The organism is Corynebacterium sp. HMSC14H10, assembly GCF_001807105.1.
Lineage (GTDB): Bacteria > Actinomycetota > Actinomycetes > Mycobacteriales > Mycobacteriaceae > Corynebacterium > Corynebacterium jeikeium_D.
In genome coordinates this window covers 23,541-47,067 of record NZ_KV787411.1, presented here as the reverse complement: position 1 = coordinate 47,067, position 23,527 = coordinate 23,541, and the positions used below count along the sequence as shown (strand labels likewise).

The window sequence follows — 23,527 nt, the reverse complement described above, 5'->3', positions numbered from 1 at the left end:
GGCCATAAGCATCTCGTAGATCACGCGATGCTTATCCATCATCGAGACCTTCGGGCAGTGCGACTGGTGCTGAATCTCAATTCCGGCTTGTCGCGCCCACCGCCTGACTGTTGGTGAGGGTATCCCTAACTCACGTCCAACTGCGCTTGCTGATGCCCCGTTGGCGATGTGTTGAAGCGCAATCGGTTTGATGGCACTGTATTTCGTTCGGCGGGTTTGCTTCACTACTTCTCCTGGTCGAAAGTGGTGATGCATTCACCGCCTGAACCTACCGATGGCAATCGTGGTCAGGTACTCCCCTTCCGGAGCGACCAGCGTCGTGAACAGCCCAGTTTGCTCAGGTGTATTGGGGAGGTTTCGGGTAATTAACCCCGGCTCGGCGACCAGCCCATTCGATCGACATTCGAAACGGTACGTGGTTCCAGGGCGCAGCTTATCGACGGTCACAAAGTGGTAGCCAACCTGCGCCTCGTCCTTATGCACCACGGGCAGCTCGCCGCCCTCATCAGCGTCGACTGGCACTAGCGCAACTTCAGTGTCGGCCGGTGCCAGCGGGGCCAGCTTCCCCCACGCTGGATGTGGGCCTGCATACGTCGCCCACGAAAATGTCACCGACGTATCGGTCACGGTCACGACTTCCAGGTCCGTCACCACGAGGCCACTGGTCAAACCTGTTAATGGAAACGGCGCCTGGTTCGGAGCCGCCGATGCAACTGCTCGCATCCCGACGCTATTGACGGCCACCGTTACGGCACCCGCACTCGCTACTGCTCCCGCTGCTGCTCCCAAGCGCAATACGGATCGCCGATTAATTCTCTTATTTCCATTTACCGAAGTCATGGGTGAAGAAACTACGGGATAAAAATAATCCCGGTGATAACACCGGGATAACTACACATGAATTCGCCGGCCAGCCGTGGTTTTCTGGCTGGCCGCTGCAGACTACATGCTAAAAAGGAACGTCGCTTACGCTTCCGGCTTCACAATCGGGAACAGCACGGTTTCGCGAATGCCAAGGCCGGTCAGGGCCATCAGCAGGCGGTCAATGCCCATGCCCACACCGGTCGTCGGCGGCATGCCCTGCTCCATTGCGTGCAGGAAGTCCTCATCCAGAACCATGGCCTCGTCGTCGCCGCCAGCGGCCAGTCGCGCCTGATCCTCAAAGCGCTCACGCTGGACAACCGGGTCAACCAGCTCGGAGTAGCCGGTAGCCAGCTCGAAGCCACGGACGTAAAGATCCCACTTCTCGGTCACGCCAGGCTTGGAGCGGTGCTGACGAGTCAGCGGAGAGGTCTCGACCGGGAAGTCGCGGACAAAGATAGGACCGTCGAGCTGGTCTTCACAGAGCAGCTCCCAGATTTCCTCAACCAGCTTGCCGTGGCCCCAGCCGCCCTTCTCCGGAACCTCAAGGCCAATCACATCGGCGATTGCCTTGAGCTCCTCGACGGTCGAGTCAATAGTGACTTCCGGCTGACCAGGGAACTTGCGAGCAAGTGCCTCGTTCAGCGACGGGTACATCTCAATCTGCTTCCACTCGCCGCCAAAGTCGAACTCCGTACCGTCGGCAAGCGTAACAGTCGTCGAACCGAAGACCGCGACGCAGATTTCCTGAATGACCTCGCGGACGGTGCGGGCGGAGTCATCGTAGGTGCCGAATGCCTCGTAGTACTCCAGCATCGCGAACTCCGGGCTGTGCGAGGAGTCGATACCCTCGTTGCGGAAGTTACGGTTGATCTCAAAGACTCGCTCCATACCGCCGACGACGCAGCGCTTGAGGAAAAGCTCCGGCGCGATACGCAGGTAGAGATCGATGTCCAAAGCGTTGGAATGAGTCACGAACGGACGTGCAGCTGCACCGCCGTGCAGAGTCTGCAGCATCGGGGTTTCGACCTCGAGGAAACCGCGACGCTCAAGTGCGTGGCGCAGCTCGCGGATGACCTTGATGCGAGTCAGTGCGTTAGTACGAGCCTGCTCACGCATAATCAGGTCCGTGTAGCGGTGACGCACGCGGCTGTCCTCGGACAGATCAGCGAACGACACCGGCAGCGGACGCAGAGCCTTCGAGGCCATCTGCCACTTGGTAGCCATCACGGACAACTCGCCGCGGCGCGAAGAAATTACGCGGCCAGTAATGAGGACGAAGTCGCCCATATCTACGTCCGACTTCCAAGCAGCCAGGGCGTCCTCGCCGACCTCAGCCTTGGAAAGCATGGCCTGCAGGGTCGTGCCGTCACCCTCCTGCAGAGCGGCAAAGCAGAGCTTGCCGGTGTTACGAATAAACATGACACGACCAATGACAGTCACGACATCCTGAGTCTCCTCGCCAGCCTCGAGGTGGCCCCACTCTTCACGGACATCCTTGAGAGAGTGAGTACGGGGAACCTCAACCGGGTACGGCTGAATTCCAGCCTCGAGCAGGCGGTCACGCTTCTCGCGGCGAATGCGCAGCTGCTCAGGAACGGTGGCGGTGTTTTCAGGGGTCTTCTTCGCGTCAGTCACGGCTATAAAGGTTAGCCGACTACACCGCCGACCTGCTACTCGCCCGCCCCTTTGCGAAATACTCGGCGGGCTACTCCCCTGCCTGCCGCCAACCTCGACGAATATCCTCCACAATTCGAGGATGAGCAAGTGTCGACGGTTCCAATTGTTGCGGACCGTTATCGGCACCGAACACGGTCGCAGCCCGGGCCACGTCAGGAGTGAGGAATTTCAGCGGCGGGGCGTCGTCGTAAAGCTCGAGCGTAGGAGGCTCAGGCCCGGCCTGCGCGAGTACAAACCCCCAGTCCCCGAAGGTGGGAACATGCACGTGGTACGGAGTGGTCGACCAGCCTGCGGCGCGAATCGAGCTGTCGGTGCGCCAGAAGGCCTGCGGCGTCGAAAACGGCGAACCCGACTGCACCACCAACTTTGCGCCCGGCGCGGCCACCGTGCGGATCAACCCGTAGAACTCCTGAGAGTAGAGCTTGGCTAGCACTGCGTTGTCGGGATCGGGAAGGTCTGCATAGATGGCGTCGAACTTCTGCACCTGCGCCTTACCACGTGCCTGCTCGTGGAGCCATGCGAATGCATCCGCAGCAATCTTCTCCACTCGGGGATTGTCCAGGCTGCCGCGGTTGTCCTCCCGCAGCACAGTGCGGGCGACCTCGATGACGTCCGGATCCAAATCGACCTGAACAATGCGCTCGATGTTGGGCATCCGCAGCAGCTCCCGGGCAGCCAACCCATCGCCTCCGCCGAGGATCAAAGCCGACTTCGTTTCTTTATCCACCGCCGGGTAGACCAGCGACTCGGTGTAGCGGTACTCGTCACGACTGGAGTACTGCAATCCCCCGTCGAGATAAAGCCGCCGGTCCCCGCCAAATCGAGTGACGACGATGTCCTGATACTTCGAGTGCTTGGCGAAAACAATGGGCTGGGCGTAGAGCGACTGCCGGGCGGTCGCCTCGATGTCCCGGATTCCGGCCAGTAACGCTACCAACCCAACCAGTGCCGCGACGAGGGCGGCGACAGATGCGGCCAGTGCCCGGCGGGTCAACATCTGCTTCAGTAGCAGCGCGGCGATTATCAATGCCGCGGTGACGTTAATCAGTCCAGCGATGGCAGTGGCCTTCAGCATGCCCACCGTAGGCAGGAGCACAAACGGCCAGATTAAACCGCCGACCAAGGCTCCGAAGTAGTCCGCAGCGTTGAGATTCGCCAGCACGCGACCGGTGTCCTCGGCGGAGGACGTCCGGCCGGTCTGCAGAAGTGTCATGAGTAACGGCACCTCGGCACCAACCAGCGTTCCGATTATGAAAGTGGCGGCGACCAATGCTCCGAGGCTCTCACCTGTAACCGAAAATATCCAGTACAGGGCGGTTGCGGACACACCGCCAAGCAAACCCAAAGCACACTCGATACCGAGGAAAGACACCGCGGCACGGCGCACAAACGGCTTCGCCGCCACGGCGCCAAAACCCAGCGCTGCGACATAACCGGCCACAATCAGGGAATTCGCAACGACGTCGCCGCGGCCAAGAGAAGCCGACAGCGCCAGTAGTGCCAGCTCATAAACCAGGCCGCAGGCAGCACAGGCCGCCACAGAGCCCAGCAGGAGAGCCCGCCAGCGCCGGGAAGTCGTGGTGGTCTCCATTTATGACAGCGCCACCGCGTTAATCACACCGATAACAATGAAGGTGGTCGCGGCCAACACCGCTCGGGGGCGTACCTTCGCGTCCATTACGACATCGCGGAAGCGCCCCGGAATCAGAGCTTCCAGCACCAGCAGCGATGCTGCCTGCAACACAATGCCGAGTGCACCGTAAACGAGGGTCTCCCCCAGGCCAATCATCAGAGCGTCGTCGGATGCGCGGATTACCGAAACGACAATGCAGGCCAGTGCAATCTGCTGTGAGCCCGCTATCATCGCGGCGCCCGCACGGTTTTCGAGAAACACCAGGTCACGCAGTTTCCCAGGAGTAATCAGATCAAGGACAATGAATCCAACTACGAGCACTAGGGCACCCGCAAGGAAGTAACCGACGGTGGCCGGCACTCCGACGGCCAGATGCTCGCCCACAGTTGAGGCCACGACCGACTGCGCTGGCTCCGATGTCTCCGACTGCGCCGTGAGGATAGCCGTCCCGGTGGTGTCCATGTACGTTACTGGTCCCATGTTTATTTCGCTCCTCCGAATGATCCGGCCGATCCACCCGAACCGCCGGAGGGGGCGGAGGGACCGAAACCGGGGCCGAGATAGATGAAGTGCCCACCCGAATAGCGGCCACTAAGTGATTCTCTGGTTATCAGGCACGTGTCCTTTGACCCTGCCTCAGGGGTCTGACGCGAAACGATGAACAGGTGCTTCTTCGTCCTCAGGTACGCTGCCCCGCCATCTTCGTTGTAAGCCTGTGGCTTAATCTCTTCTTTCAGCTCACGCCCCACCTCAATGGGGTCGCGGTCGCCACAGGTCCAACGTCGATCTATTCCGCTGCTGACCTGCGTCGCAGATGCTGCGCCGGGCGCGGACTGATAGCGCTCGCTAATCCTCTCTTCCGCAGATTTCCCGCCGACGAAGAAACCGGCCAGAGTGACCACAATGCCGACAACGATCAGTGCGTAACCAATACTTCCGCGTCCCATAGACTCAGGAACCTCCCTTTACGCGGTCTGCCTCGGCCCCATGGTTACCAGCGACGGCAGTCCAAGTATTCGACGTCCACACGAGCTGCCCCGGCGGGTAGCCGTGCCACGTATCCCAGCGATACCCCTGCTCAATCGGCTCTGCAGCCAACACAGTCAGCGCGCCGGGCGAACCGGGGAACTCCGCGACAACCGAATGAGGATGCCCTGTACCGAACTCGCGTCGTAAAGCATCTGCGCGCTGAACGAAGGCTTCTGGCGAGAGGTTCTCCACACGAGCTTTCACCATCACTCCCGCCTCACTCAGGGGCACGCCGTGTGCCGCGGTACAGGAAATCTCCTCGGTAAAGCACGGGTTCTCCCGCTTACCGACGAAAACCACATGCGACGCTCCGAGGACTCCGAGCGTCAGCGGCGGTGTTGTGCCGTCGGGGTGAGAGATAACCGCCTCGCAGAGGGTGTCCGGGACTTGGCCGTCAAAAGCAATGCGGAGTTGCTCCGCAGCAGTGTCTTTGAACGGCACATCTAGAATTGCCAGCGACATAGCGACCGCCACTAGCGATTGTCCGCGTCCGGATTATGGTCCGGCGCTGCCATGACATCAATCTCACCGGGGAGAATCCTAATACCGGTGGACGCTTCCCACATCGAGTCACCGTAGCGTTCCAGCCCGAGCAAGCGACCGTCACCGGATTTGTAGTCGACGAAGTCCGTAGCCCCCTCCGGCGGCAGCCCAGTGGTGCCAATCGCGGTGTAGCGGGCGGTTCCCCGCTCCTCCTCCCAGTACTCCACCCCGTCGACAACGATGGGATTAGTTGGTTCGAAGCTACCTGGAAGCTTGCGCCACCAGGTGAGGATGACTTCACCTTCATCTTCCTCAACGCCGAACCAAGAACCATCCGTCCCACCGTCGACGAGATGCTCCCACCAGCGGAACGGCCCCTGAGAGAGCTCAAGTGATCCGCGCACAACATGGGAGGCACCACCGTAGTTCAGGATTGCGCCCGGCGCGACAGAGGTTGGACCGTACTTACGGTACTCATCAGTCATCAGTGGATCGACGAAGCGCTCCCGATCAGAACCCGGAACCTGAGTATTCCGACGCGCTACAACAACGACGATGACCCCGATGACAACGAGGATGATGCCGATTATGACAATGCTGTTCACTAGGATTAATCCCATCGATAGTGTGGTGGCGCTAAGTAAACGCCCGATTACTAACTTTCTACCGAATACAGTCGCGGCGCGCCGTCGAACATTATTTTCGTTCGAGACGCGCCGCGATAGGTCTACGCGCTAATCCGCGCGTTTCTGCTTAGCTCCTTGCCAAGGGCAACCTACACACCAATCTTCTTGCCATCAGTGCGTACAACCTGAACGACGGCCGGGCGTGGCTGCTCCTTGCCACCGTCCGGCCAGTGCGAGGTCGGGTTGGTGGTCGGGTCCGGGTTGTCGCCGACTGGATGACCCTGATCCGTCTCGATTTCGCCCGGGTGCTGGACGTTGACCATCACGCGGTTGGAGAAGATCTGCGGACCACAGGTCTCTGCAGCAACCGGAACAGTCAGGAAGCACTTGGTCTCACCACGACGCTCGCCTTCGACGGCAACGGCGAAAAGGCCGTCGTTGGAGTCCAGCGCGTTGCCGTCGGTGGAAACCCACAGGTTGCCGTACTCGTCAAAGGCGACGTTGTCCGGGCAGGAAATTGGCGAGACCGATTCCTTGTCGAAGCCACCGAAGTAGGTGTAAGCCTCGTTCGGGTCACCACAGACCAGCAGGAGGTTCCACTTGCCCTTGGTACCGGCGTGGTCATCTTCCATCTCCAGAACAAGGCCATTCTTGTTCTCGGTGATTGGTGCGACCTCGACGGCGTCGGCAAGCGGGCGCCCTGCACCATCCTTGCGTTCCTTGCCCTTGTCGTCCTTCGCGCCCGCCTTACCGCGGTACTTGTTGTTGGTCAGCGCCGCGTAGACCTTACCGGTCTTCGGAGACGGCTCGATATCCTCCGGGCGATCCATACGGGTCGCACCGACCTTGTCACCGGCGATGCGGGTGTAGATGCAGACCTCTTCGGCGGTCATGCCATCAACGTGGGAGTCGTGCTTGCCGTCTGCCTTGGCGGTCATCAGCGGAAGCCACTCAATGTCACCGTCGAAACGGCCGTCCTTCGGCAGCTCACCGGAGCCGTCAATCTCGGACTCGGAATTACCGTTGAACTTACCGACGTAGAGAGTGCCCTCGGACAGAATGCCCATGTTGTGCTTGAGGTCCCCCTCCTTAATTTTGCGGGAGGAGACGAACTTGTAGATGTATTCGAAACGCTCGTCGTCGCCGGAGTAGCACACGACCGTGCCGTCGTCGGTGACGTAGATCTGACCGGCTTCATGCTTGAAACGGCCCAGTGCGGTGTGCTTGACCGGGGTGGAGTTCGGGTCAGATGGGTCAATCTCTACCAGCCAGAAGAAGCGGTTCGGCTCATTCGGCTCCTTGGAGACATCGAAGCGGTCGTAGTACTTCTCCCACGCGCGGTCGGACAGCTCTTCATTCTTGACCGAGTAGCGCTTGAGCTTCTTAACAGCTTCTTCGTCGTCGAGCTTGCCAACGTTGCCGAAGTACTGGTCAACGTTCTCCTCACCGGACAGGTAGGTACCCCACGGAGTAACACCACCGGAGCAGTTGTTCAAAGTTCCCTCGACCTTCATACCGGTCGGGTCAGCCTTGGTCTTCAGCAGATCATGACCAGCAGCCGGGCCGTCGACTGTGAACTCGGTGAAGCCAGTAATGCGACGGTTACGCTTGTCGCTCAGGATTGGCTTCAGGAATCCCTTGTCATCCTCTTCCACAGCAAGGATGGTCTGGCCGTGGGCAGCCAGTCCGATGTCGACCTGCTCCTTAGTAGCATCTTCTTTCTTGTAAGCACGGAACATCATCGGCTCGGTGGTGTACTCGTGCGAGCAGACGTACAGCAGTGTGCCGTCTTCAGCCTTAATCAGGCCAGCGAAGTCATTGTTGAAGCCGAACTGCTTCAGCTGGTTTTCCGGAGTCTGCTTGTCAAAGTCGAACTCCGGGCCACCCTCGTGGATTGGGTCGCCCCAGCGAATCAGAACATTCTGCTCGTAGCCGTCCGGGATAACGACTGCGTCTTCCGTGTTCGGCTTGACGGCGTCGAAACGCATACCCTCCGGCGATTCGCCCTTGCTACCGTCACCGGCAGCAGCGGTACCGGAGGCGTCGGAGCCACCTGCGGCGCTGCCCGAATCATCAGAGGAGCAAGCGGCCAGCACGGCGCCACCGCCGACCGCAAGAGCACTAGCACCAGTGACCTTCAGTGCCGCGCGACGGGAGAATGCGCGCTGGGAGAACGCCTCCTTCGCAACATCACCGAAGTACTGGTTGTCCGAGAACTCGTTCGGAGCATCGTCAGCACAAGCATTACCACACTTGTAAGTGCAGGTCAGAGAGCTGCGAGAGGTAGCAAAAGGATTTGTCAGCAGATTCTTGCCAATACGAACCACGGGGAGACCGCCTTTGTATAGCTTCGACTAGGTGAGGAAATGGAAAACTAAAACTTTTAGATCCTCTAAGAAGCTAAGGACGTTGCGTTACCTTTCGGTTTCTAAAAATCAACTCGCCAATGAGCTTTAGCTGACGGTCTAATGACTTGCGCTTTAACGCAAAGTGAACACCCTGGTGTTGCGGTTCTCCGGCTCGACTCTTCTCTCCAACTACGCAGTCGAGCCCCAGCTCTGCGGGCTACGTGGACTAGCCCTGGTTCTCCGGGCTACGCGGATTCTTCAAATCAGAACCCTCCGGCACATCCGCCGGGTCATTGCCACTTTCCAGAATCTTGTTGTCCTCATCGACGAAGATGACATTCGGCTTGTACGTACGCGCCTCAGCGTCATCCATCATTCCGTAGCCGATGATAATAACCAGATCACCCGGCGATATCAGACGAGCGGCGGCACCATTGATAGAAATGATGCCCGAGCCGCGCTCTCCGGTAATGCAGTAAGTAGTAAGCCGGTTGCCATTATTGATATCGACGATGTCGACGGCTTCACCTTCAAGCAGGTCGGCCGCTTCCATCAAATCAGCGTCAATCGTGCACGATCCAACGTAGTGAAGATCAGCCTGAGTCACCGTGGCGCGGTGAATCTTGGACTTCAACATAGTGCGAAACATGAAAAAGGTAGGTCCCTTCCTGGATTTGTCCCCTGGATGCTTGCCTACCGCGGCACCCCTTAGCGTGGCAGGTTATTAGTCGGCACACTATAATACGACAACTTCCCAGCCACGAGAAACTACTTCTAAAAGCCGTCCTACTCGCTGTCCTGCTCAACGCCAAAGCCAGCGTTCTTCAGAGTTTCTCTGCTGGACTCATCTTTCAGACGAGCATCTCGAGCAGCACGAACCTTTTCCTGCAGCTCAGCCAACTCAGCGGCCTCTTCCTCAGTCAATTCGCCGTCCAGCCCCGCCGCCGACAGAGCCGCCGACGCAATTTCGGCGTCCTTCTGCCCGAGCTGCCCGAAACCGTTTGCCGAATCCGGGCGCGGCGCACCCAGAATCAAGCCAACATTATCAATGAGACGAGTAGTGCCGACCTTCGCAGCAACCAGCAGGCGAGCTTCAGTCTCCTGGCCGTCGCCGCGCAACGCCTCGTCGGAAAGCGGGGCGAGCGCAGCGTCACGCAGCTCCAAGTAATCCAACTCGACTTCAGGCTGGCTGGCGAGCACACCACGCGCGGTTTCCAGCACAGCATCCGCACCACGGTCCGCGACAAAAGCACCAGCAGTCAGCGCGGCGGACAGGGTTACTGCGAGATTGCGCTGCTCCTCGGACAGATAGCGGTTGCGGGAGCTCATAGCCAACCCGTCGGCCTCGCGAATCACCGGTACACCGTGCAACTGCACCGGCATATTCAGGTCAGTGACCATCTGCTGCATCAGGCACAGCTGCTGGTAGTCCTTCTCACCAAAAACGGCATCAGTGCAGTTGGTGATGTTGAAAAGCTTGTTGACCACCGTCAACGCACCGGCAAAGTGCCCCGGGCGAGTAGCACCTTCGAGCTCCGAAGCCAGCGGCCCCGGCTGCACCGTCGTGCGGAAACCGTTGGGGTACATCTCCTTCGCGTTCGGCGCAAAGACCAGCTCAGCACCGACAGCGCGGAGCTTCTCAACGTCTTCCTCCAGAGTCCGCGGGTAGGCGTCAAAGTCCTCCCCCTCACCGAACTGCAGAGGATTGACGAAAACCGACACCACCACAACAGCGCGCGGCAGCGTCTTCGCGGCCTGTACTAGTTCAAGGTGCCCCTGGTGTAGCGCACCCATCGTAGGTACGAGCACCACCGGCCGCCCGGTCTTCCGCAACGCACGGGTGACCTGCGCGATTCCCGCAATAGTCTTGTGAACAGTTGTCTCTCCGGCGGTATAACCCGTCATGTTTCCTCCGCGTTCAGATCTACCGGACCAAACTTTTCGCCCGACGGCAATACCTTACGCCACATCCCGGATGACCAGAACAGCCAGTCCGCTCAGCTCATCGGCGTAGGTACCGCAAAACCTCGTTGGCGCCGCGCAGCTCGGCGATGCGCTCGGCAAGAGCCAGGTAGGCGGTTCCCATTTCCGGTGCCACCGCTTCAATTTCACGTTCGTGCTTGACGACGGTCCCAAGGTCGTCCCGCGTCACCGGGCCAGTCAGCCCCCGGGAACCCCACCTCAAGGCATTGTCCAATGAAGCTTCCAGCAGTGGACGGAGCAGCTCGGCGGCCTGGCCTCGACGCAGCTCAGCTAGGTCGGTGTCTTCGGCTGCGGTGTCTCCGCCGATAGTGGTTGCCAGCATTTCTACTGCATCGACCACAACTGCGCCCAGACCGTTTGAGCCATGGGCCATAGCCGCGTGATAGAGACCGCGGTGACGTTCGTTGATGAACACCGGACGACCGCCGAGTTCACCAATGAGCAGTTCACTGACTGTTTTCGCGAGCTCATCCCCAACCGTGATGCCCCATGGGCAGCCGGTCAGGAGCTCGGAGTCGTCGTCAAGCCCTGCGAATGTCATTGCGGGATGGGCGGCGATGGTCAGCGCGCCGGTGAGTGCGACCGGATCGAGCACGGCACGCCCGAGGGAACCAGAAGTATGCATGACGATGCGTCCGGGGCCGACATGGCGGGCGACGTCCTCGGCGACCTCTGCGATGGCGCGATCCGGCACGGCGATAACGATGAGCTCGCAGGTGGAAGCTGTGTCGGCAATGCTACTAACCTGTGCGTTCGGGAGACGTAGATGCGCTCGTGTGACAGATTCTGGTGAGCGCGCGACCACGTGAGTGACACGATGCCCACAGTGCTCTAACGCCTGGCCGAGCGCGACCCCGACTTTTCCGGCAGAAATAATCCCCACCGCCAACCGCGGAGCGGTTGTCCGATGGGGATGGGAATCATGCTGGCTTTGCGTCATGACTGACTAGGTTAGACCAAACCAGCTATGTGCAGTGAGTAGGCCGCGCATACTCGGTAAGCGACTAGGCCTCTTCGTCCTCGCGCTGCTCCCTCTTCTTGCGCATCTGCGCCATCAGCTCGGCAACCGTCAGGCTGCCCTTGTTGTCCTCAGCACGGCGCCGACCGTGGCTTGCAGGCTCCTGCTCAGGAGCCTGAGCCGGTTTCTGAGCTGGCTCTTCTGCGAGGTCCTCATCGCGAATGGCCTGCAGCTGGCGAGTCGGAGAGTCCGAGGCATCGTCCGATTCCGGCGCAGCGAATGGGTGCCGTGCACCGTGTGCCTCGTGAGCACCGCCCTGAGAATCATCCTCTGCGGCGTCCTCGGCCGGGGTTTCCTGCCAGTTGATGGCGCGGAAAGAGTTAGTGGAGAACTTCTCCTTGGAAACGGCTTCGTCATCCTTGGAATCGGCGACTTCGTGGACGTCAACCGGCTGGCCAGACGGCGAGAATGTACGGCGCATGTCGGTAGCCTCGGCGTCTTCAACCGGCGAAGCGGAGGAAGCGGAGCCCGTGCCGCCGTGCTGGGTATGAACGCCAACAGTGCCGTTAGCGGTCATCTCAGCGCGGTGGGAAGTCGCGCGTGGTGTCGGCCGGTCGTGACCGGTCGGATCCTTCATCGGCGAGGCCTGCTGTGGCGAGTCGAGCTCACGCAGACGCTCGGCCTGGGCGCGAAGAGCAACCTGCTCGTCGTCGAAATCCTCCCCCATGAACTCAGCAAGCTGGGCACGCAGTGCAAAGACCTCAGCGCGCAGCGCCGCAATGTTGTCATCGTTGTTACCCTCAAGCGAGTCCAGGTAGTTCTGCTCGAGAATCAGCTCCTGCTCACGGTGAGTAGCCAGCTCGCGGTCAAGCTCCACCTTGTGCAGTTCCTCGATTGTCTCCAACCGCTTGCGCTCCAGCGCAATGGTCTTGCGGTATCGAGTCACCAGCACAGCCCCGATAACTGCCGACCACAACGCCAGCAGCACGGCAACCTTCATCCACCCGGCAGAGGAGGCAAAGAGCATGACGATACTGGCAATCACCGCGAGCATCAGCAGCACAACCATGAGAATGACGGCGGTTTTCTCCGTCATACCATCGGTAGAACTGAATTTCGTCACATCATTGCTCTGCTCATCTGCATATGCCGCATCAGCCCCGGAGTTAGCCCCAGCGGAGTAGCTTTCGAAAGCCGAAGAAGGCGACGGAGACGGAGACTCGGCCATATCCGACGAAGTAGCTGCCGCGTCGCCCTGAAAATATGCGGCATCACCCGAGCGCTTCGGGTCATTACCGGCGTTGGAGAGGTCAGTCATAACTCCCACCCTACCGAGTTAGTTCCCATTTCCCCGCTAGGAGGCGAAGAATTTTCGCCATCAGTTGGCAATTGGCAAACTTTTTCCAGCCACAGCCCCGCCGCAGCGAGCAAAATGCTGGATACTGTGCCGACAATCATGATCGGCCCGTCGGCCTGTGCGGCCGCAAGCTCCGTCCACTTCGGCACAGCCCACAGCACGCCACCGGCGTACAGTCCTCCGAGAATCGCACCCAACCACGCGGATGCCGTACCGACCACCAACCATCGCGACAACGTTAACGGCTGCACCTGGCTGCGATCCTGCCCGACCTTCGCCTCTTTCAGTACCGACTTAATCCACCGCGCTGCCGCCACACAGACGGCTGTGAGCAGCCAGGGAAACCCCAGGTCCCACCAACTTCGCGGCCCGAGCGCACCGAAAAACTGTGCCAGGATCATCCATGACGCCAGCGCGAGAACCAGCGCAGATGCTGCCAACGTAATCGGTGAGGTCGGTTTCATCTCTAGGCCCCTTCTCCATCCGCGCTGTCTGCTAGGCGCACCGCGTTTACGTCTTCAGGTGCCAGCTTATCGACGAGTTCCGCGACCCGAACTCCCTCCAATTCGGCATCCGGGTCGGCGTCGAGCCATGGCACCAGCACAAAGGCACGCTCGGTTGCCCACGGGTGCGGCAGGGTCAGAGTCGAATCGTCAGAAATAATCTCCTCGCCGGATTCCTTGTCGATGACCTGCACAATGTCCACGTCGAGCGCCCGCGGCCCCCAGTGAATTTCACGCACTCGACCAGCGTCATTTTCCAGTTTCCAACCAGCTTCCAGTAGCTCCATTGGTGTCCGGCGCGTGTCAACAATGAGTACGGCGTTGAGGAAGTCGCCCTGCTCTACCCCACCCCAAGGCGGGGTGGCATAAATTTTTGAGGCTGCGACCAATTCATCGGCGAAGAAGTCCTGCACACCTGTTAGGTTTTCTCGCGCGCGATCCATGTTCGCGCCGATAGAAAGAACTGCGCGAATCATGCCAACCGCTTCTTCCGCGAACGGCGGGCTGTCACCGCAGCGTCATCGAAGTCGAGCGGAATGGGCGCATGTGGTTTGTGAATGGTCACTTCCACCGCATGCAACAGTGGGGACAATCCGCGTTCGGCGCGGGCGTCGTCGTCGGCAAGCACTGCTTCGGCGATCTCGGTCGCGACTGTTTCGATGAGGTTGCGAGGAGTGCCGGTCAAAATCCCGTGCGCTGTGGCTGCAATGTCGGCGTAGTTGACGGTGTCGTCCAGCTCATCGCTCGCAGCAGCACCGGAGAAATCCAGCCACAGGGTGACATCACAGATGAAGTCCTGGCCATCCCGGCGCTCGAAGTCGAGACAACCGTGGTAGCCGTGGGCTTTCAGACCTTTGAGTTCAATGCGATCAGCCACTGTGTTTACGCGTCTCCTTCCAGAGTCGACTCGGCTGGCGATTCCGCAGCCGACTCGTCGTGCTGCGCAGCGCGGTTAGACCCACCTTCCGGATAGTCGCCGGCCGCTGTGTAACCGGTCAGTGAACGTCCAAGGTTCCATGCCTGCGCCACACGCACTGCGTCGAGGTTGTCGGCCACATTGTGAACTCGAACCGCCCATGCGCCCGCCGCTGCGGACAGCGCGGAAATTGCGGTAGTCGCGGCATCAGCCTGCTTTGGTGCGCGTGCCTCACTGCCAACGGCGGCGACGAAACGCTTGCGGGAAGCACCGACCAACACGGGGAAACCGAGGTCAATAAGCTCCGGCAGGTCGTGGAGGAGCGCCCAATTGTCATCGGCGTTTTTGGCAAAGCCCAAGCCTGGGTCGAGGACAATATTTTCCTCGACGATTCCGGCGCCCATGGCACCGTCGACAAGCTGAAGCAGGTGCTCACGGACATCGGCGACAATGCCGTCCGGGTGAGTTTCGGCGCGCCCAGAAGCGGAGCCAAAGCGATCGGTCTTCCAGTGCATCAGACAGATGGGCACATCGGCATCGGCGCAGACTGCGTACATGTTGGGGTCTGCGAGACCGCCGGAGACATCGTTGATGAACACCGCGCCCTCGGCGATTGCTGCCTCTGCGACACTTGCGCGCATAGTATCGACGCTGATCAGGTGCCCGTCTGCCGCGAGCTCACGGACCACCGGCACGACTCGGGCAATTTCCTCATCCTCGGAAACGCGGTGTGCGCCGGGGCGAGTGGACTCGCCACCGATGTCGAGAATATGTGCGCCTTCAGCGAGCAGCTCGTGCGCATGGGCAATCGCCGCGTCGAAGGTCTTGTACAGGCCGCCATCGGAAAAGCTGTCCTCGGTGACGTTGACAATGCCCATCACTTTGCAGAGCTGATTCTCGATACCCATCTCCGCCGGCTGTCCTGCCTGCGCTTGCAAGGGGGATTCAGTCACCTTGTTGTCCAGCCTTTCCAATCGACCATTTAACTGTTGCGTTAGCTCTTGCGGATGAGCGCCATTGCCTCTGCGCGCGAACGGGCATCCGTCTTGAAGCCACCGCGGACGGCTGAGGTCACCGTGCGCGCACCCGGTTTGCGGATACCGCGCATGGCCATGCAGAGATGCTCCGCTTCAATGACGACGATCGCCGAGGCCGGATCCAGCCGCTCCACCAAGGCATCCGCAACCTGACTGGTCAGACGTTCCTGCACCTGCGGGCGCTTCGCATAGCCATCGACCAGACGAGCGAGCTTGGACAAGCCCGTCACACGACCGTCCTTGCCCGGGATGTAACCAATGTGGGCAACGCCGAAGAACGGCACCAAATGGTGCTCACAGGTGGAGTAAATCGGGATGTCCTTCACCAAAACGAGTTCTTGATGATCCTCGTTGAAGGTCTTTGCCAGCACCTCAGACGGATCTTCAAACAGGCCCGCGAAAACCTCACGGTGGGCTCGCGCCACTCGCGCCGGTGTCTCCTTCAGGCCTTCCCTGTCGGGATCCTCACCGACGGCAATCAACAGTTCACGAACCGCAGCCTCGGCCCGCCCCTGATCGAATTCGCGCTCCATGATGTGTACTTATCGCTCCTCGTTGGTGTCCGGCTTGTCCTGCCAGGCGCTGTTGTCTTCGTTTCGCTTGACGACGCCGTCCTTATCCGAATCGTGCATCTGTGCCCCCTTGTCATCGGAATTGTCGGCGTTCTTCGGGTTTTCCGGACGTTCTGTGTGTTCCGGCTGCTCGTTATCCGGCAGGCGGAATCCGCGCAGCTCCTGCTGTTGTCCTGCCGACGGCATCACCGTAGTCGGGGTGGCATCGCTGCCAGAGTTGTCCTGGCGGTGACGTCCGCCCTGCCTGTCCCACGGCATCTTCGGAGGGGCAGGGATATTCGCGGGGCCGTTGCCACCGTTACTACCCGTACCGGTTGCCTTCGAGCCGAAGTCCGGCGCACCTGCCGGGTAGTTAGCAGTGCCCGGGTGCTGGCCACGCGCGTTGCCCTGGCCTTCCTGCGAACCCGGCTGGTTCTGCCCATCAGGGCGAGGAGTCGGCGCAGGCGCCGGTGCCGGTGCGGGAGCCGAACTGTGCGTGCTGCCGGTATCCTTCGGCGGCCAACCTGGAGCGGTCCAACCAGCCGGCGGTGGGGTGCCACCGTAAACCGGAACATTCGGTCGGTCCTGCTGGGCGCCCGGCAAACCCGGGACACTAGCATTACCGGCACCAGCGGAGCCTGCCGGCCCCTGACCATTGCCGTTGTTGCCCGCGTCCTGGTTCTCCGGTTCGCGGCGGCGCACCGGCGCGAAGATGTTGACACGCTTCGGCGGTTCCTCGCCGCGCTCGATTGCCAACTCCACCGGTGTCTTCACCGGCTCGCGGCCATCGGCCGGGTGCTTAGTGTCGCTATCGAAGAAGTTCAGGCGCTCACGGGGAACGACATCGGTGAAGATAACTTCCAGATCCGGACGACGCAGAGTCTCCTTCTCCAGCAGTTTCTCAGCCAGAACATCGAGAGTGTCGCGGTTTTCCTTCAAGATGGCGTAGGCCTCGTCATGAGCCTTATTGATCAGCAAACGAACCTGCTGATCAATGGTTGCTGCCACCTCCGGAGAGTAGTCCAAAGAGCCGCTGCCACCGCGGCCGACGAACGGGTCGCCCTGCTCCTCCCCGTACTTCACCGGGCCGAGCTCCGGCGACATGCCGTACTCGGTCACCATGGCGCGAGCAATCTTGGTGGCCTGCTCAATATCGGCAGAAGCACCGGTAGTCGGCAGTCCGAAAACCAGCTCCTCGGCAGCGCGACCACCCATGGCGAAGACCAGACGGGCAAAGAGCTCTGGCAGGTTATACATGCCCTTGTCGTCCTCGGGGACGGTCAGCGCATGTCCACCAGTGCGACCGCGAGCCAAGATGGTGACCTTGTAAACACGCTCGATGTCCTTCAGCGCCCACGCAGCCAGGGTGTGGCCACCCTCGTGGTAGGCGGTGACCTTCTTCTCCTGCTCGGAAATCACCTTGGAGGTACGGCGCGGACCGCCGATAACTCGGTCGACTGCCTCTTCCAGCGCATCCGCAGTAATGATGTTGCCGTTGACGCGAGCGGTCAGCAGCGCAGCTTCATTCAGCACGTTCTGCAGATCAGCACCGCTCATACCGGCGGTGCGCTTCGCCAGCGACGTCAGATCCGCATCCGGTCCAAGCGGCTTGTTCCGGGCGTGGACCTTCAGAATTGCCTCGCGGCCCTTCAGGTCTGGTGCGCCCACCGGAATCTGTCGGTCAAAACGGCCGGGACGCAGCAGCGCCGGGTCGAGAATATCCGGACGGTTGGTCGCAGCCATGATGATTACGCCCTGACGATCACCAAAACCATCCATCTCCACCAGCAGCTGGTTCAGGGTTTGCTCACGCTCATCATGGCCGCCGCCCATACCGGCACCACGCTGGCGACCGACGGCGTCAATCTCGTCGATGAAGATAATGCACGGGCTGTTTTCCTTGGCCTGATTAAACAGGTCACGGACACGAGAGGCACCGACACCGACGAACATTTCAACGAAGTCCGAACCCGAGATGGTGTAGAAAGGCACTCCTGCCTCACCAGCGACGGCGCGGGCCAGCAAGGTCTTACCGGTACCGGGAGGACCGTAGAGCAGAACACCACGCGGAATCTTCGCGCCGAGCTCCTCGTAGCGAGCTGGGTGCTGCAGGAAATCCCTAATCTCGTCGAGCTCCTGGACGGCCTCATCGGCACCAGCAACATCCTCGAACGTATTGGTCGGGGTCTCCTTGTTCAGCAGCTTGGCGCGGTTGCCACCAAAGCCGAACATGCCGTTCTTGCCGCCTTGCATGCGGCTGAAGAAGTACATGATGACGAAGAAGAAGATCACCATCGGCAGCAGGAAGCCCAAGGTGGACATCAGGAAGGAATCCTGCGTGACCTTGGTATCGAACTTCTCCATGCCCTCGGCGGCGGTGACCTTGTCAAAGACTTGGTCGGTCGCACGCGCTGGGTACTTGGTCATCACCTTCGTGACGTCCTCAGTACCCTCGACCTCCACGCCCTTCTTTAGGGTGAGGCGAATTCGCTGTTCGCGATCGTCAATCTGAGCTTCCGTGACGTTGCCCTTATCCAACTGGGTCAGGGCAACGGACGTATCCACCTCGCGGTATTCCCGGGAATCATCCGCCAGCTGAGTAATAGCAAAGAGGATAATCAGGATGATGCCGGCAACGGTGGCAAACCGGAACACCTTTTTCTTGTCCATACAGTGGGTTCGCTTTTCGCTCTCTACATCTATTAGTTGCTTTTATTAATTGTACGCATCAACGAGTTCTTCTCGAAGACGCATCAATGACACAACGTGGGGCCAGGGCTCATGGCACCTGACCCCACAGTAGGCATAACGCATCGCAACCGAAAAAAGTTTCCAACTCCTACTTTTCACAGCTAGAAGACAGCTAGAACTGCGGGAGGGTAAGCGCGCAATGCCCGTCGTCAAGCATCGGCACTGTGCAATAAGCGCCGAAGACAGACCTAGCCCTGGTAAACGCGCGGGTGAAGCGTGCCGACGTACGGCAGGTCGCGGTAGCGCTCGGCGTAATCCAGGCCGTAACCGATGACGAACTCGTTCGGAATGTCGAAGCCAACATCCGCAACATCCAGGCTGGTGCGCACAGCCTCTGGCTTACGCAACAGCGTAATGACCTCCAGGGAGCGCGGATTACGGTTGCGCAGGTTCTTCATCAACCAGGACAGGGTCAGGCCGGAGTCAATGATGTCCTCGACAATCACGACATCGCGTCCCTCAATATCGCGATCCAGGTCCTTCAAAATACGCACCACGCCTGACGACGAGGTGGAGTTTCCGTAACTGGAAACCGCCATGAACTCCATCTGGCTGGGAATGCTGAGCTGACGGGCGAAGTCAGTCAGGAAGAACACCGCGCCCTTCAGCACTGCGACCAGAATCAGATCGCTGTCGGCATCCTTGTACTTCTCATTCACACGATGCGCCATCTCGTCAATGCGAGCATGCAGCTCCTCTTCGCCAATGAGAACTGCCTCTACCTCATCGCCGTAGGGGTTTGCGGGGACGTTGAAATCCTTCACATCATGCATCGCATTTCCTTTCCGCACTTCTATGGCGGCGTGTCGATGGAGCGTAACTGCCCCAGGGCAAGTTCAGGGTTATGGCAACCGATTGTTCTCAGCCGCCGGAAGTTGGATTGCGGCACCCTTCTTAAGGCACCGCGGGACGATTCATTACCAATTGTAGAGTGCCATCTTTTCGCTCAACGACCAACCTGGCATTTCTGTCGGCACCATCGCGACCTCGGGTCACCGGCACTTCGCCCTGTCCGTGATAGCGGTGCACGAGCGCCATCACCATGTCGATTTGTTTACTACTGGGCTCCGCACCCGCCTGCCTCAACCAACGCGCGAGGACGCGCACCGCGATGGCGTCGTCAAGCTCAGCCACCCCTCGCACAGACAGGCTCCCGCTTGCCGACGCCTCTTCCTCCCCCAGCAGCGCATGCAGAGCCGACTCGGCGTGAGCGTCCAAAAAGTCATTGTCGACTGCTGCAATCGCCGCAGTCTTAGCGAGATTTTCCGCAACTCCCGGACCCAGCTCCTGCTCCAGCAGCGGCAAAATCGTCTTTCGAACCCGGACGCGGGCGTAATGGTCGTCATGGTTGTGCGGGTCGTGCCACACCTTCAAGCCCAGCTCTTCGCAGCAGAGCTGAGTATCTGAGCGTCGCACACCGAGCAGCGGGCGCAGAATCCGAGTCCCGTCAGACCACGTGAGGTTGTCGCGGATGGCGGACAGCGCTTGCGGACCGCCTCCCCTGGCCAGCCGCAGCAAAACTGTTTCCGCCTGGTCGTCCAAGGTGTGAGCGAGCATCAGCGCCGCACCTCGAGATTGGGCGACCTCCCGTAGCACTGCGTGTCGTGCCAAACGCGCCTCATATTCGGGACCACGGTCGGAATTGTTGTTGATATCGACCGCGATAACCTCGGCCGTAGCCCCCATCCCCCGAGCAATGTGGGCGGCGCGCTCGGCAACTTCTGCAGAGCCCTGCTGAAGCTGATGATCAACTACGACGGCGTGGACTTTGCGGCCGGCCAGCGCACCCTTGGGCCCGAGAGCTTCCGCACAGGCCCCGGCGGTCAGGGCCAGCGAATCCGCACCACCGGAAAGCCCAATGACGACACCGCTGCCCAATTCCTGCCCCACCTGCTGCACTATCGCGCGGACAGCGTGCCGAATGATGAGGAAATGAGGGCTGCGGTCCGGCCAAAAAGGTCTAGCCAACGCGCCCACCACTTGCGATGGTTTCCATCGCGGTAAGCAGAATTCGCTCCTGGGTCGGGCGCGCAATCAGTTGCACCGGCAACCCAGAGGTCGGTTCCACAACGATGCCAGCCGGGAATCCCAGGTAATTCCACGTCGAGACGTAGGGAGTGAAACGCAGATTGGACAGCAGGTTCACAATCCAGGGCATGCGATGCCACGCGCGGATTCGCGGTGGGTTCTTGGCCAGAGCCGGGGTAATCAAGATGGTGTCACCCGGTAGCTCACGCTCGATGCGAGCGCCATCGCGTGCCACTTGGCGGCCATTGATTGTGAAACGCAGCAAGCGACCAATGCCGGCGTGGACTCGATTGCGCCACTCCAGGTGATCAGGGCGCGGCTCGTCGCGAAGCTGATCCGCCACCCCCGCAGTCCAGCGCGCGAGCATCGGCAGTGGGTTCAGCGGGTACGGCATGTTCTTTTCCGAGACGGCAAAGCCCTTGTCCGCGAATACTCTCGCCGCCTGTTGTGCCGCATCGACGTACTCCGGTGCAGCCTTCAAACCGAATACGGGCGCAGTGGTGTCCACGCTGACTGCGAAGTTTTCAGGCAGGGTCTTCGCCGGGTCCTCCGCATCCACCATGCCATTTGTGAGGATCTTGGTGATCAGGCGCAAGTCATCGTTATTGACTGTGAGCACCCCTTGGACAGACATTCCGTACCAGTCATTGCCGCCCACGCGCCCCGGCATTGTTCCCGGGGTCGCCTTCAGAGTCGAAAGCCCGCAGCACGCTGCAGGGATACGAAGTGACCCCATGCCGTCGTTGCCCTGCGCAAACGGAACCATCCCAGCGGCGACAGCCGCTGCGGATCCACCGGAGGACCCACCCGGAGTGTGCCCCGGCAGAATCGGATTATCGACGGCCAGCCCCGGCAGCGTCGTCGTCCCCCACGTACAGAACTGCGGATTCACCGTAGTTCCCACTGCGATTGCACCGGCGCTAGTCAACTGCTGGACAAACGGGTTCTCTAGAGCGGTGTTTTCCTTCAGCGCGAATGGCACACCTGCGAGCGGCAACTCCGAGAGGTTCTCGCTGTGCTCGAGTTCCCGCGCAGCCTGCAGAGCCCTATCCACCCACACTTCACGGAAGGCATGAATCCCTCCATCCAGTCTGGCGATAGCGTCGAGACTGCGCTGCACGCTGTCCACCGGGCTTAGCTTTCCCTCGCGAACCAGTGCGGCAATCTCGTGAACGGTTGGCAAGTTCCTAATCGCGGAAGTGTGAGAGGCCATTGCGGATTCATCTCCTCAAATTATTTTCAGTGGTAAATGAATCTCAGTTTAGATATCTGCCAGTGCGCTCGCTGCTTTATCCGCCGCAGCTCTTGCTGGCAACAGGCTCGCTTCATTGGAAATAAATGCGAACGTCAGCACCTGCCCCGACTTCGTCACCACATACCCCGCCAGCGCCGAGGCTTTATTCAGCGTGCCTGTCTTCGCACGGACGATGCCCGCCCCGGACTGACCAGCAAAGCGCGTCGCCAGAGTGCCGGACACTGCCGCCACCGGCAGGCTGTCCAACAGTGGGCGCAACCGCAACGCAGTGCTTTCCGACGACTCCTGCGACTCCGCCAGTCCTCCCTGCTCAGCCGATTCCACCGGCCCCGCGGCGGAATTGAGCACCTCGGAGAGATGCTGCGGAGAAATACGGTTATCCGTGCTCAGGCCGCTGGAGTCCGACAGCACCGCACCATCGAGAGGAAAACCGTGCTCCGCGAGAGTGTCACGCACGGCACGTGCGGCCCCCTCAAAGGTCGGCGGCAGACCGCGAGAGATAGCCACCTCACGGGCAATGGACTCTGCGAGCACGTTGTCGCTGTAAATCATCATCTCGTGCACACGGGTAACTAGCGGAGCCGACTGCACGAGCGCAACAATGTCTGGGTCCAGAGGTAGTGACTGACCATCCTTGGCTGCATCCCTCAGGCTGCCTCCGTTTTCCGCACCAAGCGCCTTGGCCAGCGCATCAACTGCATCCGCAGCGGGCGTGGCGCTGCGCTGCGATTCTTCATTCGTCGGATCGATACGACCGGCATCCATCATCACCGACTCCACCGGTGCGATGTAGCCGTCCTCCAACCCCTCGCGCTCCCAGGTCTCGTGGAAACTCTCGGTGAATAGAGAGTTGTCGAGATAAACCTTGCCGACCCCCTCCGGAATGACCACGGAAATCTTTTTCGCCAACTCAGCGATTGAAGCCGAGTCCTGGAAGAACCCTTCCCCGTCCTTGCTTAAGGTAGGGTCGCCCCCGCCGTGCAAAACGATGTCATTAGTCCCCGTAACCCGGGAGACGCGGGTGGAAACCCGATGATCTTCACCTAAGTCCAACAGTGCGGCAGACGCGGTGAGAATCTTCATGCTGGACGCCGGCAAGGCCACCGCGGTGTCATTGATCCCCCACAGTTTCTGGCCGGTCGAAGCATCGCTGACAATTCCATGCAGCTCACCGAAGGCTGGATCAGCCGCAGCAGCGTCCATGATGGCGCTGACTTTTTGGGCCAGAGTGCCGTCGTCAAGCGAAGACTGCGCAGCCGTCACGGGAACAGAAGCTTGACTGACGGCGGGCGGCGCATCGACCACAATCTGACGATTGTTATTGACGACAACCGCTACGCCGCTGCCCGCTGCGATAACGAGAACACCGGCGATGGCACCGCCGATTTTCAGTCCACGCGACTTCTTGGACTTGCCGGATTTTACGGAACTGGGCGATTTTTGCGTGCCCTTAGCGGCGGTTTTGGAGCTGTCAGAGTCGGTACTACCCACGGTCACAAACACCTTCTTCCTGGAAACAAAACCTCAC

The 23,527-nt window shown here is 60.2% G+C and carries 23 protein-coding genes; all 23 read right to left on the bottom strand.

Annotation, left to right across the window (positions count from 1 at the left end):
* Positions 1-225 (bottom strand): helix-turn-helix domain-containing protein (locus tag HMPREF3135_RS11085; protein WP_141739567.1); only part of this gene is annotated, 225 nt, incomplete at its 3' end.
* Between the two features lie 30 nt (positions 226-255).
* Entirely contained in the window at positions 256-840 is a 585-nt protein-coding gene (locus tag HMPREF3135_RS02455; RefSeq protein ID WP_210384698.1) for a hypothetical protein, read from the bottom strand.
* 126 nt (positions 841-966) lie between these two features.
* Positions 967-2,499, bottom strand: a complete 1,533-nt coding sequence (gene lysS, locus HMPREF3135_RS02450; RefSeq protein WP_038626637.1) for a lysine--tRNA ligase — start codon at positions 2,497-2,499, stop codon at positions 967-969.
* A gap of 70 nt (positions 2,500-2,569) precedes the next feature.
* Complete coding sequence (locus HMPREF3135_RS02445; protein ID WP_070437827.1) at positions 2,570-4,132, bottom strand: polyamine aminopropyltransferase; 1,563 nt, start codon at positions 4,130-4,132, stop codon at positions 2,570-2,572.
* On the bottom strand, positions 4,133-4,654 hold the full coding sequence (locus tag HMPREF3135_RS02440; protein WP_083276369.1) for a DUF350 domain-containing protein: 522 nt from the start codon (positions 4,652-4,654) through the stop codon (positions 4,133-4,135).
* Between the two features lie 2 nt (positions 4,655-4,656).
* Positions 4,657-5,121, bottom strand: a complete 465-nt coding sequence (locus HMPREF3135_RS02435; protein ID WP_069358987.1) for a DUF4247 domain-containing protein — start codon at positions 5,119-5,121, stop codon at positions 4,657-4,659.
* Between the two features lie 4 nt (positions 5,122-5,125).
* Positions 5,126-5,665 (bottom strand): DUF2617 family protein, encoded by a 540-nt coding sequence (locus HMPREF3135_RS02430; RefSeq protein WP_083280594.1) that lies wholly within the window; start codon positions 5,663-5,665, stop codon positions 5,126-5,128.
* A gap of 11 nt (positions 5,666-5,676) precedes the next feature.
* Entirely contained in the window at positions 5,677-6,291 is a 615-nt protein-coding gene (locus HMPREF3135_RS02425) for a DUF4178 domain-containing protein (RefSeq protein WP_168163229.1), read from the bottom strand.
* Between the two features lie 170 nt (positions 6,292-6,461).
* The gene (locus HMPREF3135_RS02420) at positions 6,462-8,639 is read right to left on the bottom strand and encodes a PhoX family protein (RefSeq protein ID WP_070437817.1); all 2,178 of its coding nucleotides are present in this window, start codon (positions 8,637-8,639) and stop codon (positions 6,462-6,464) included.
* Between the two features lie 247 nt (positions 8,640-8,886).
* Entirely contained in the window at positions 8,887-9,309 is a 423-nt protein-coding gene (gene panD, locus HMPREF3135_RS02415) for an aspartate 1-decarboxylase (RefSeq protein WP_016421480.1), read from the bottom strand.
* 137 nt (positions 9,310-9,446) lie between these two features.
* Entirely contained in the window at positions 9,447-10,565 is a 1,119-nt protein-coding gene (panC, locus tag HMPREF3135_RS02410; protein WP_070437814.1) for a pantoate--beta-alanine ligase, read from the bottom strand.
* A 97-nt stretch (positions 10,566-10,662) separates the two neighbouring features.
* Positions 10,663-11,583 (bottom strand): Rossmann-like and DUF2520 domain-containing protein, encoded by a 921-nt coding sequence (locus tag HMPREF3135_RS02405; RefSeq protein ID WP_070437810.1) that lies wholly within the window; start codon positions 11,581-11,583, stop codon positions 10,663-10,665.
* Positions 11,584-11,647: 64 nt separating this feature from the next.
* Positions 11,648-12,919, bottom strand: coding sequence for a DUF6779 domain-containing protein (locus HMPREF3135_RS02400; RefSeq protein WP_070429764.1), 1,272 nt, complete (start codon positions 12,917-12,919; stop codon positions 11,648-11,650).
* Entirely contained in the window at positions 12,916-13,422 is a 507-nt protein-coding gene (locus HMPREF3135_RS02395; RefSeq protein ID WP_049194055.1) for a DUF3180 domain-containing protein, read from the bottom strand. Before HMPREF3135_RS02395 ends, HMPREF3135_RS02400 begins: the two co-directional genes overlap by 4 nt.
* Before the next feature lie 2 nt (positions 13,423-13,424).
* Complete coding sequence (folK, locus tag HMPREF3135_RS02390; protein ID WP_070437807.1) at positions 13,425-13,937, bottom strand: 2-amino-4-hydroxy-6-hydroxymethyldihydropteridine diphosphokinase; 513 nt, start codon at positions 13,935-13,937, stop codon at positions 13,425-13,427.
* Complete coding sequence (gene folB / locus HMPREF3135_RS02385) at positions 13,934-14,338, bottom strand: dihydroneopterin aldolase (RefSeq protein ID WP_005510214.1); 405 nt, start codon at positions 14,336-14,338, stop codon at positions 13,934-13,936. Before folB ends, folK begins: the two co-directional genes overlap by 4 nt.
* A gap of 5 nt (positions 14,339-14,343) precedes the next feature.
* Positions 14,344-15,285, bottom strand: a complete 942-nt coding sequence (folP, locus tag HMPREF3135_RS02380; protein WP_070437833.1) for a dihydropteroate synthase — start codon at positions 15,283-15,285, stop codon at positions 14,344-14,346.
* 86 nt (positions 15,286-15,371) lie between these two features.
* A complete protein-coding gene (gene folE, locus HMPREF3135_RS02375; protein WP_070437804.1) occupies positions 15,372-15,947 on the bottom strand; it encodes a GTP cyclohydrolase I FolE in 576 nt (191 codons plus the stop codon).
* Positions 15,948-15,956: 9 nt separating this feature from the next.
* Positions 15,957-18,635 carry an ATP-dependent zinc metalloprotease FtsH gene (gene ftsH, locus HMPREF3135_RS02370; protein ID WP_069358994.1) on the bottom strand — a complete coding sequence of 893 codons (2,679 nt, stop codon included), beginning with the start codon at positions 18,633-18,635 and terminating at the stop codon, positions 15,957-15,959.
* Between the two features lie 269 nt (positions 18,636-18,904).
* A complete protein-coding gene (hpt, locus tag HMPREF3135_RS02365) occupies positions 18,905-19,489 on the bottom strand; it encodes a hypoxanthine phosphoribosyltransferase (RefSeq protein WP_016421490.1) in 585 nt (194 codons plus the stop codon).
* Between the two features lie 121 nt (positions 19,490-19,610).
* Positions 19,611-20,693 carry a tRNA lysidine(34) synthetase TilS gene (gene tilS / locus HMPREF3135_RS02360; RefSeq protein ID WP_256364750.1) on the bottom strand — a complete coding sequence of 361 codons (1,083 nt, stop codon included), beginning with the start codon at positions 20,691-20,693 and terminating at the stop codon, positions 19,611-19,613.
* Entirely contained in the window at positions 20,677-21,957 is a 1,281-nt protein-coding gene (locus HMPREF3135_RS02355; protein ID WP_070437801.1) for an amidase family protein, read from the bottom strand. Before HMPREF3135_RS02355 ends, tilS begins: the two co-directional genes overlap by 17 nt.
* A 48-nt stretch (positions 21,958-22,005) precedes the next feature.
* Positions 22,006-23,490, bottom strand: a complete 1,485-nt coding sequence (gene dacB / locus HMPREF3135_RS02350) for a D-alanyl-D-alanine carboxypeptidase/D-alanyl-D-alanine endopeptidase (protein WP_246818294.1) — start codon at positions 23,488-23,490, stop codon at positions 22,006-22,008.
* Positions 23,491-23,527 lie beyond the last annotated feature (37 nt).

What these genes read in the sequence shown, in the direction of transcription:
- HMPREF3135_RS02355 (WP_070437801.1), bottom strand. Translation starts at nt 21,957, where the DNA reads ATGGCCTCTCACACTTCCGCGATTAGGAACTTGCCAACCGTTCACGAG.
- HMPREF3135_RS02445 (WP_070437827.1), bottom strand. Translation starts at nt 4,132, where the DNA reads ATGGAGACCACCACGACTTCCCGGCGCTGGCGGGCTCTCCTGCTGGGC.
- panD (WP_016421480.1), bottom strand. Translation starts at nt 9,309, where the DNA reads ATGTTTCGCACTATGTTGAAGTCCAAGATTCACCGCGCCACGGTGACT.
- HMPREF3135_RS02400 (WP_070429764.1), bottom strand. Translation starts at nt 12,919, where the DNA reads ATGACTGACCTCTCCAACGCCGGTAATGACCCGAAGCGCTCGGGTGAT.
- folE (WP_070437804.1), bottom strand. Translation starts at nt 15,947, where the DNA reads ATGGAGCGCGAATTCGATCAGGGGCGGGCCGAGGCTGCGGTTCGTGAA.
- HMPREF3135_RS02440 (WP_083276369.1), bottom strand. Translation starts at nt 4,654, where the DNA reads ATGGGACCAGTAACGTACATGGACACCACCGGGACGGCTATCCTCACG.
- folP (WP_070437833.1), bottom strand. Translation starts at nt 15,285, where the DNA reads ATGGGTATCGAGAATCAGCTCTGCAAAGTGATGGGCATTGTCAACGTC.
- HMPREF3135_RS02430 (WP_083280594.1), bottom strand. Translation starts at nt 5,665, where the DNA reads ATGTCGCTGGCAATTCTAGATGTGCCGTTCAAAGACACTGCTGCGGAG.
- hpt (WP_016421490.1), bottom strand. Translation starts at nt 19,489, where the DNA reads ATGCATGATGTGAAGGATTTCAACGTCCCCGCAAACCCCTACGGCGAT.
- HMPREF3135_RS02405 (WP_070437810.1), bottom strand. Translation starts at nt 11,583, where the DNA reads ATGACGCAAAGCCAGCATGATTCCCATCCCCATCGGACAACCGCTCCG.
- ftsH (WP_069358994.1), bottom strand. Translation starts at nt 18,635, where the DNA reads ATGGACAAGAAAAAGGTGTTCCGGTTTGCCACCGTTGCCGGCATCATC.
- panC (WP_070437814.1), bottom strand. Translation starts at nt 10,565, where the DNA reads ATGACGGGTTATACCGCCGGAGAGACAACTGTTCACAAGACTATTGCG.
- HMPREF3135_RS02435 (WP_069358987.1), bottom strand. Translation starts at nt 5,121, where the DNA reads ATGGGACGCGGAAGTATTGGTTACGCACTGATCGTTGTCGGCATTGTG.
- HMPREF3135_RS02395 (WP_049194055.1), bottom strand. Translation starts at nt 13,422, where the DNA reads ATGAAACCGACCTCACCGATTACGTTGGCAGCATCTGCGCTGGTTCTC.
- HMPREF3135_RS02455 (WP_210384698.1), bottom strand. Translation starts at nt 840, where the DNA reads ATGACTTCGGTAAATGGAAATAAGAGAATTAATCGGCGATCCGTATTG.
- folK (WP_070437807.1), bottom strand. Translation starts at nt 13,937, where the DNA reads ATGATTCGCGCAGTTCTTTCTATCGGCGCGAACATGGATCGCGCGCGA.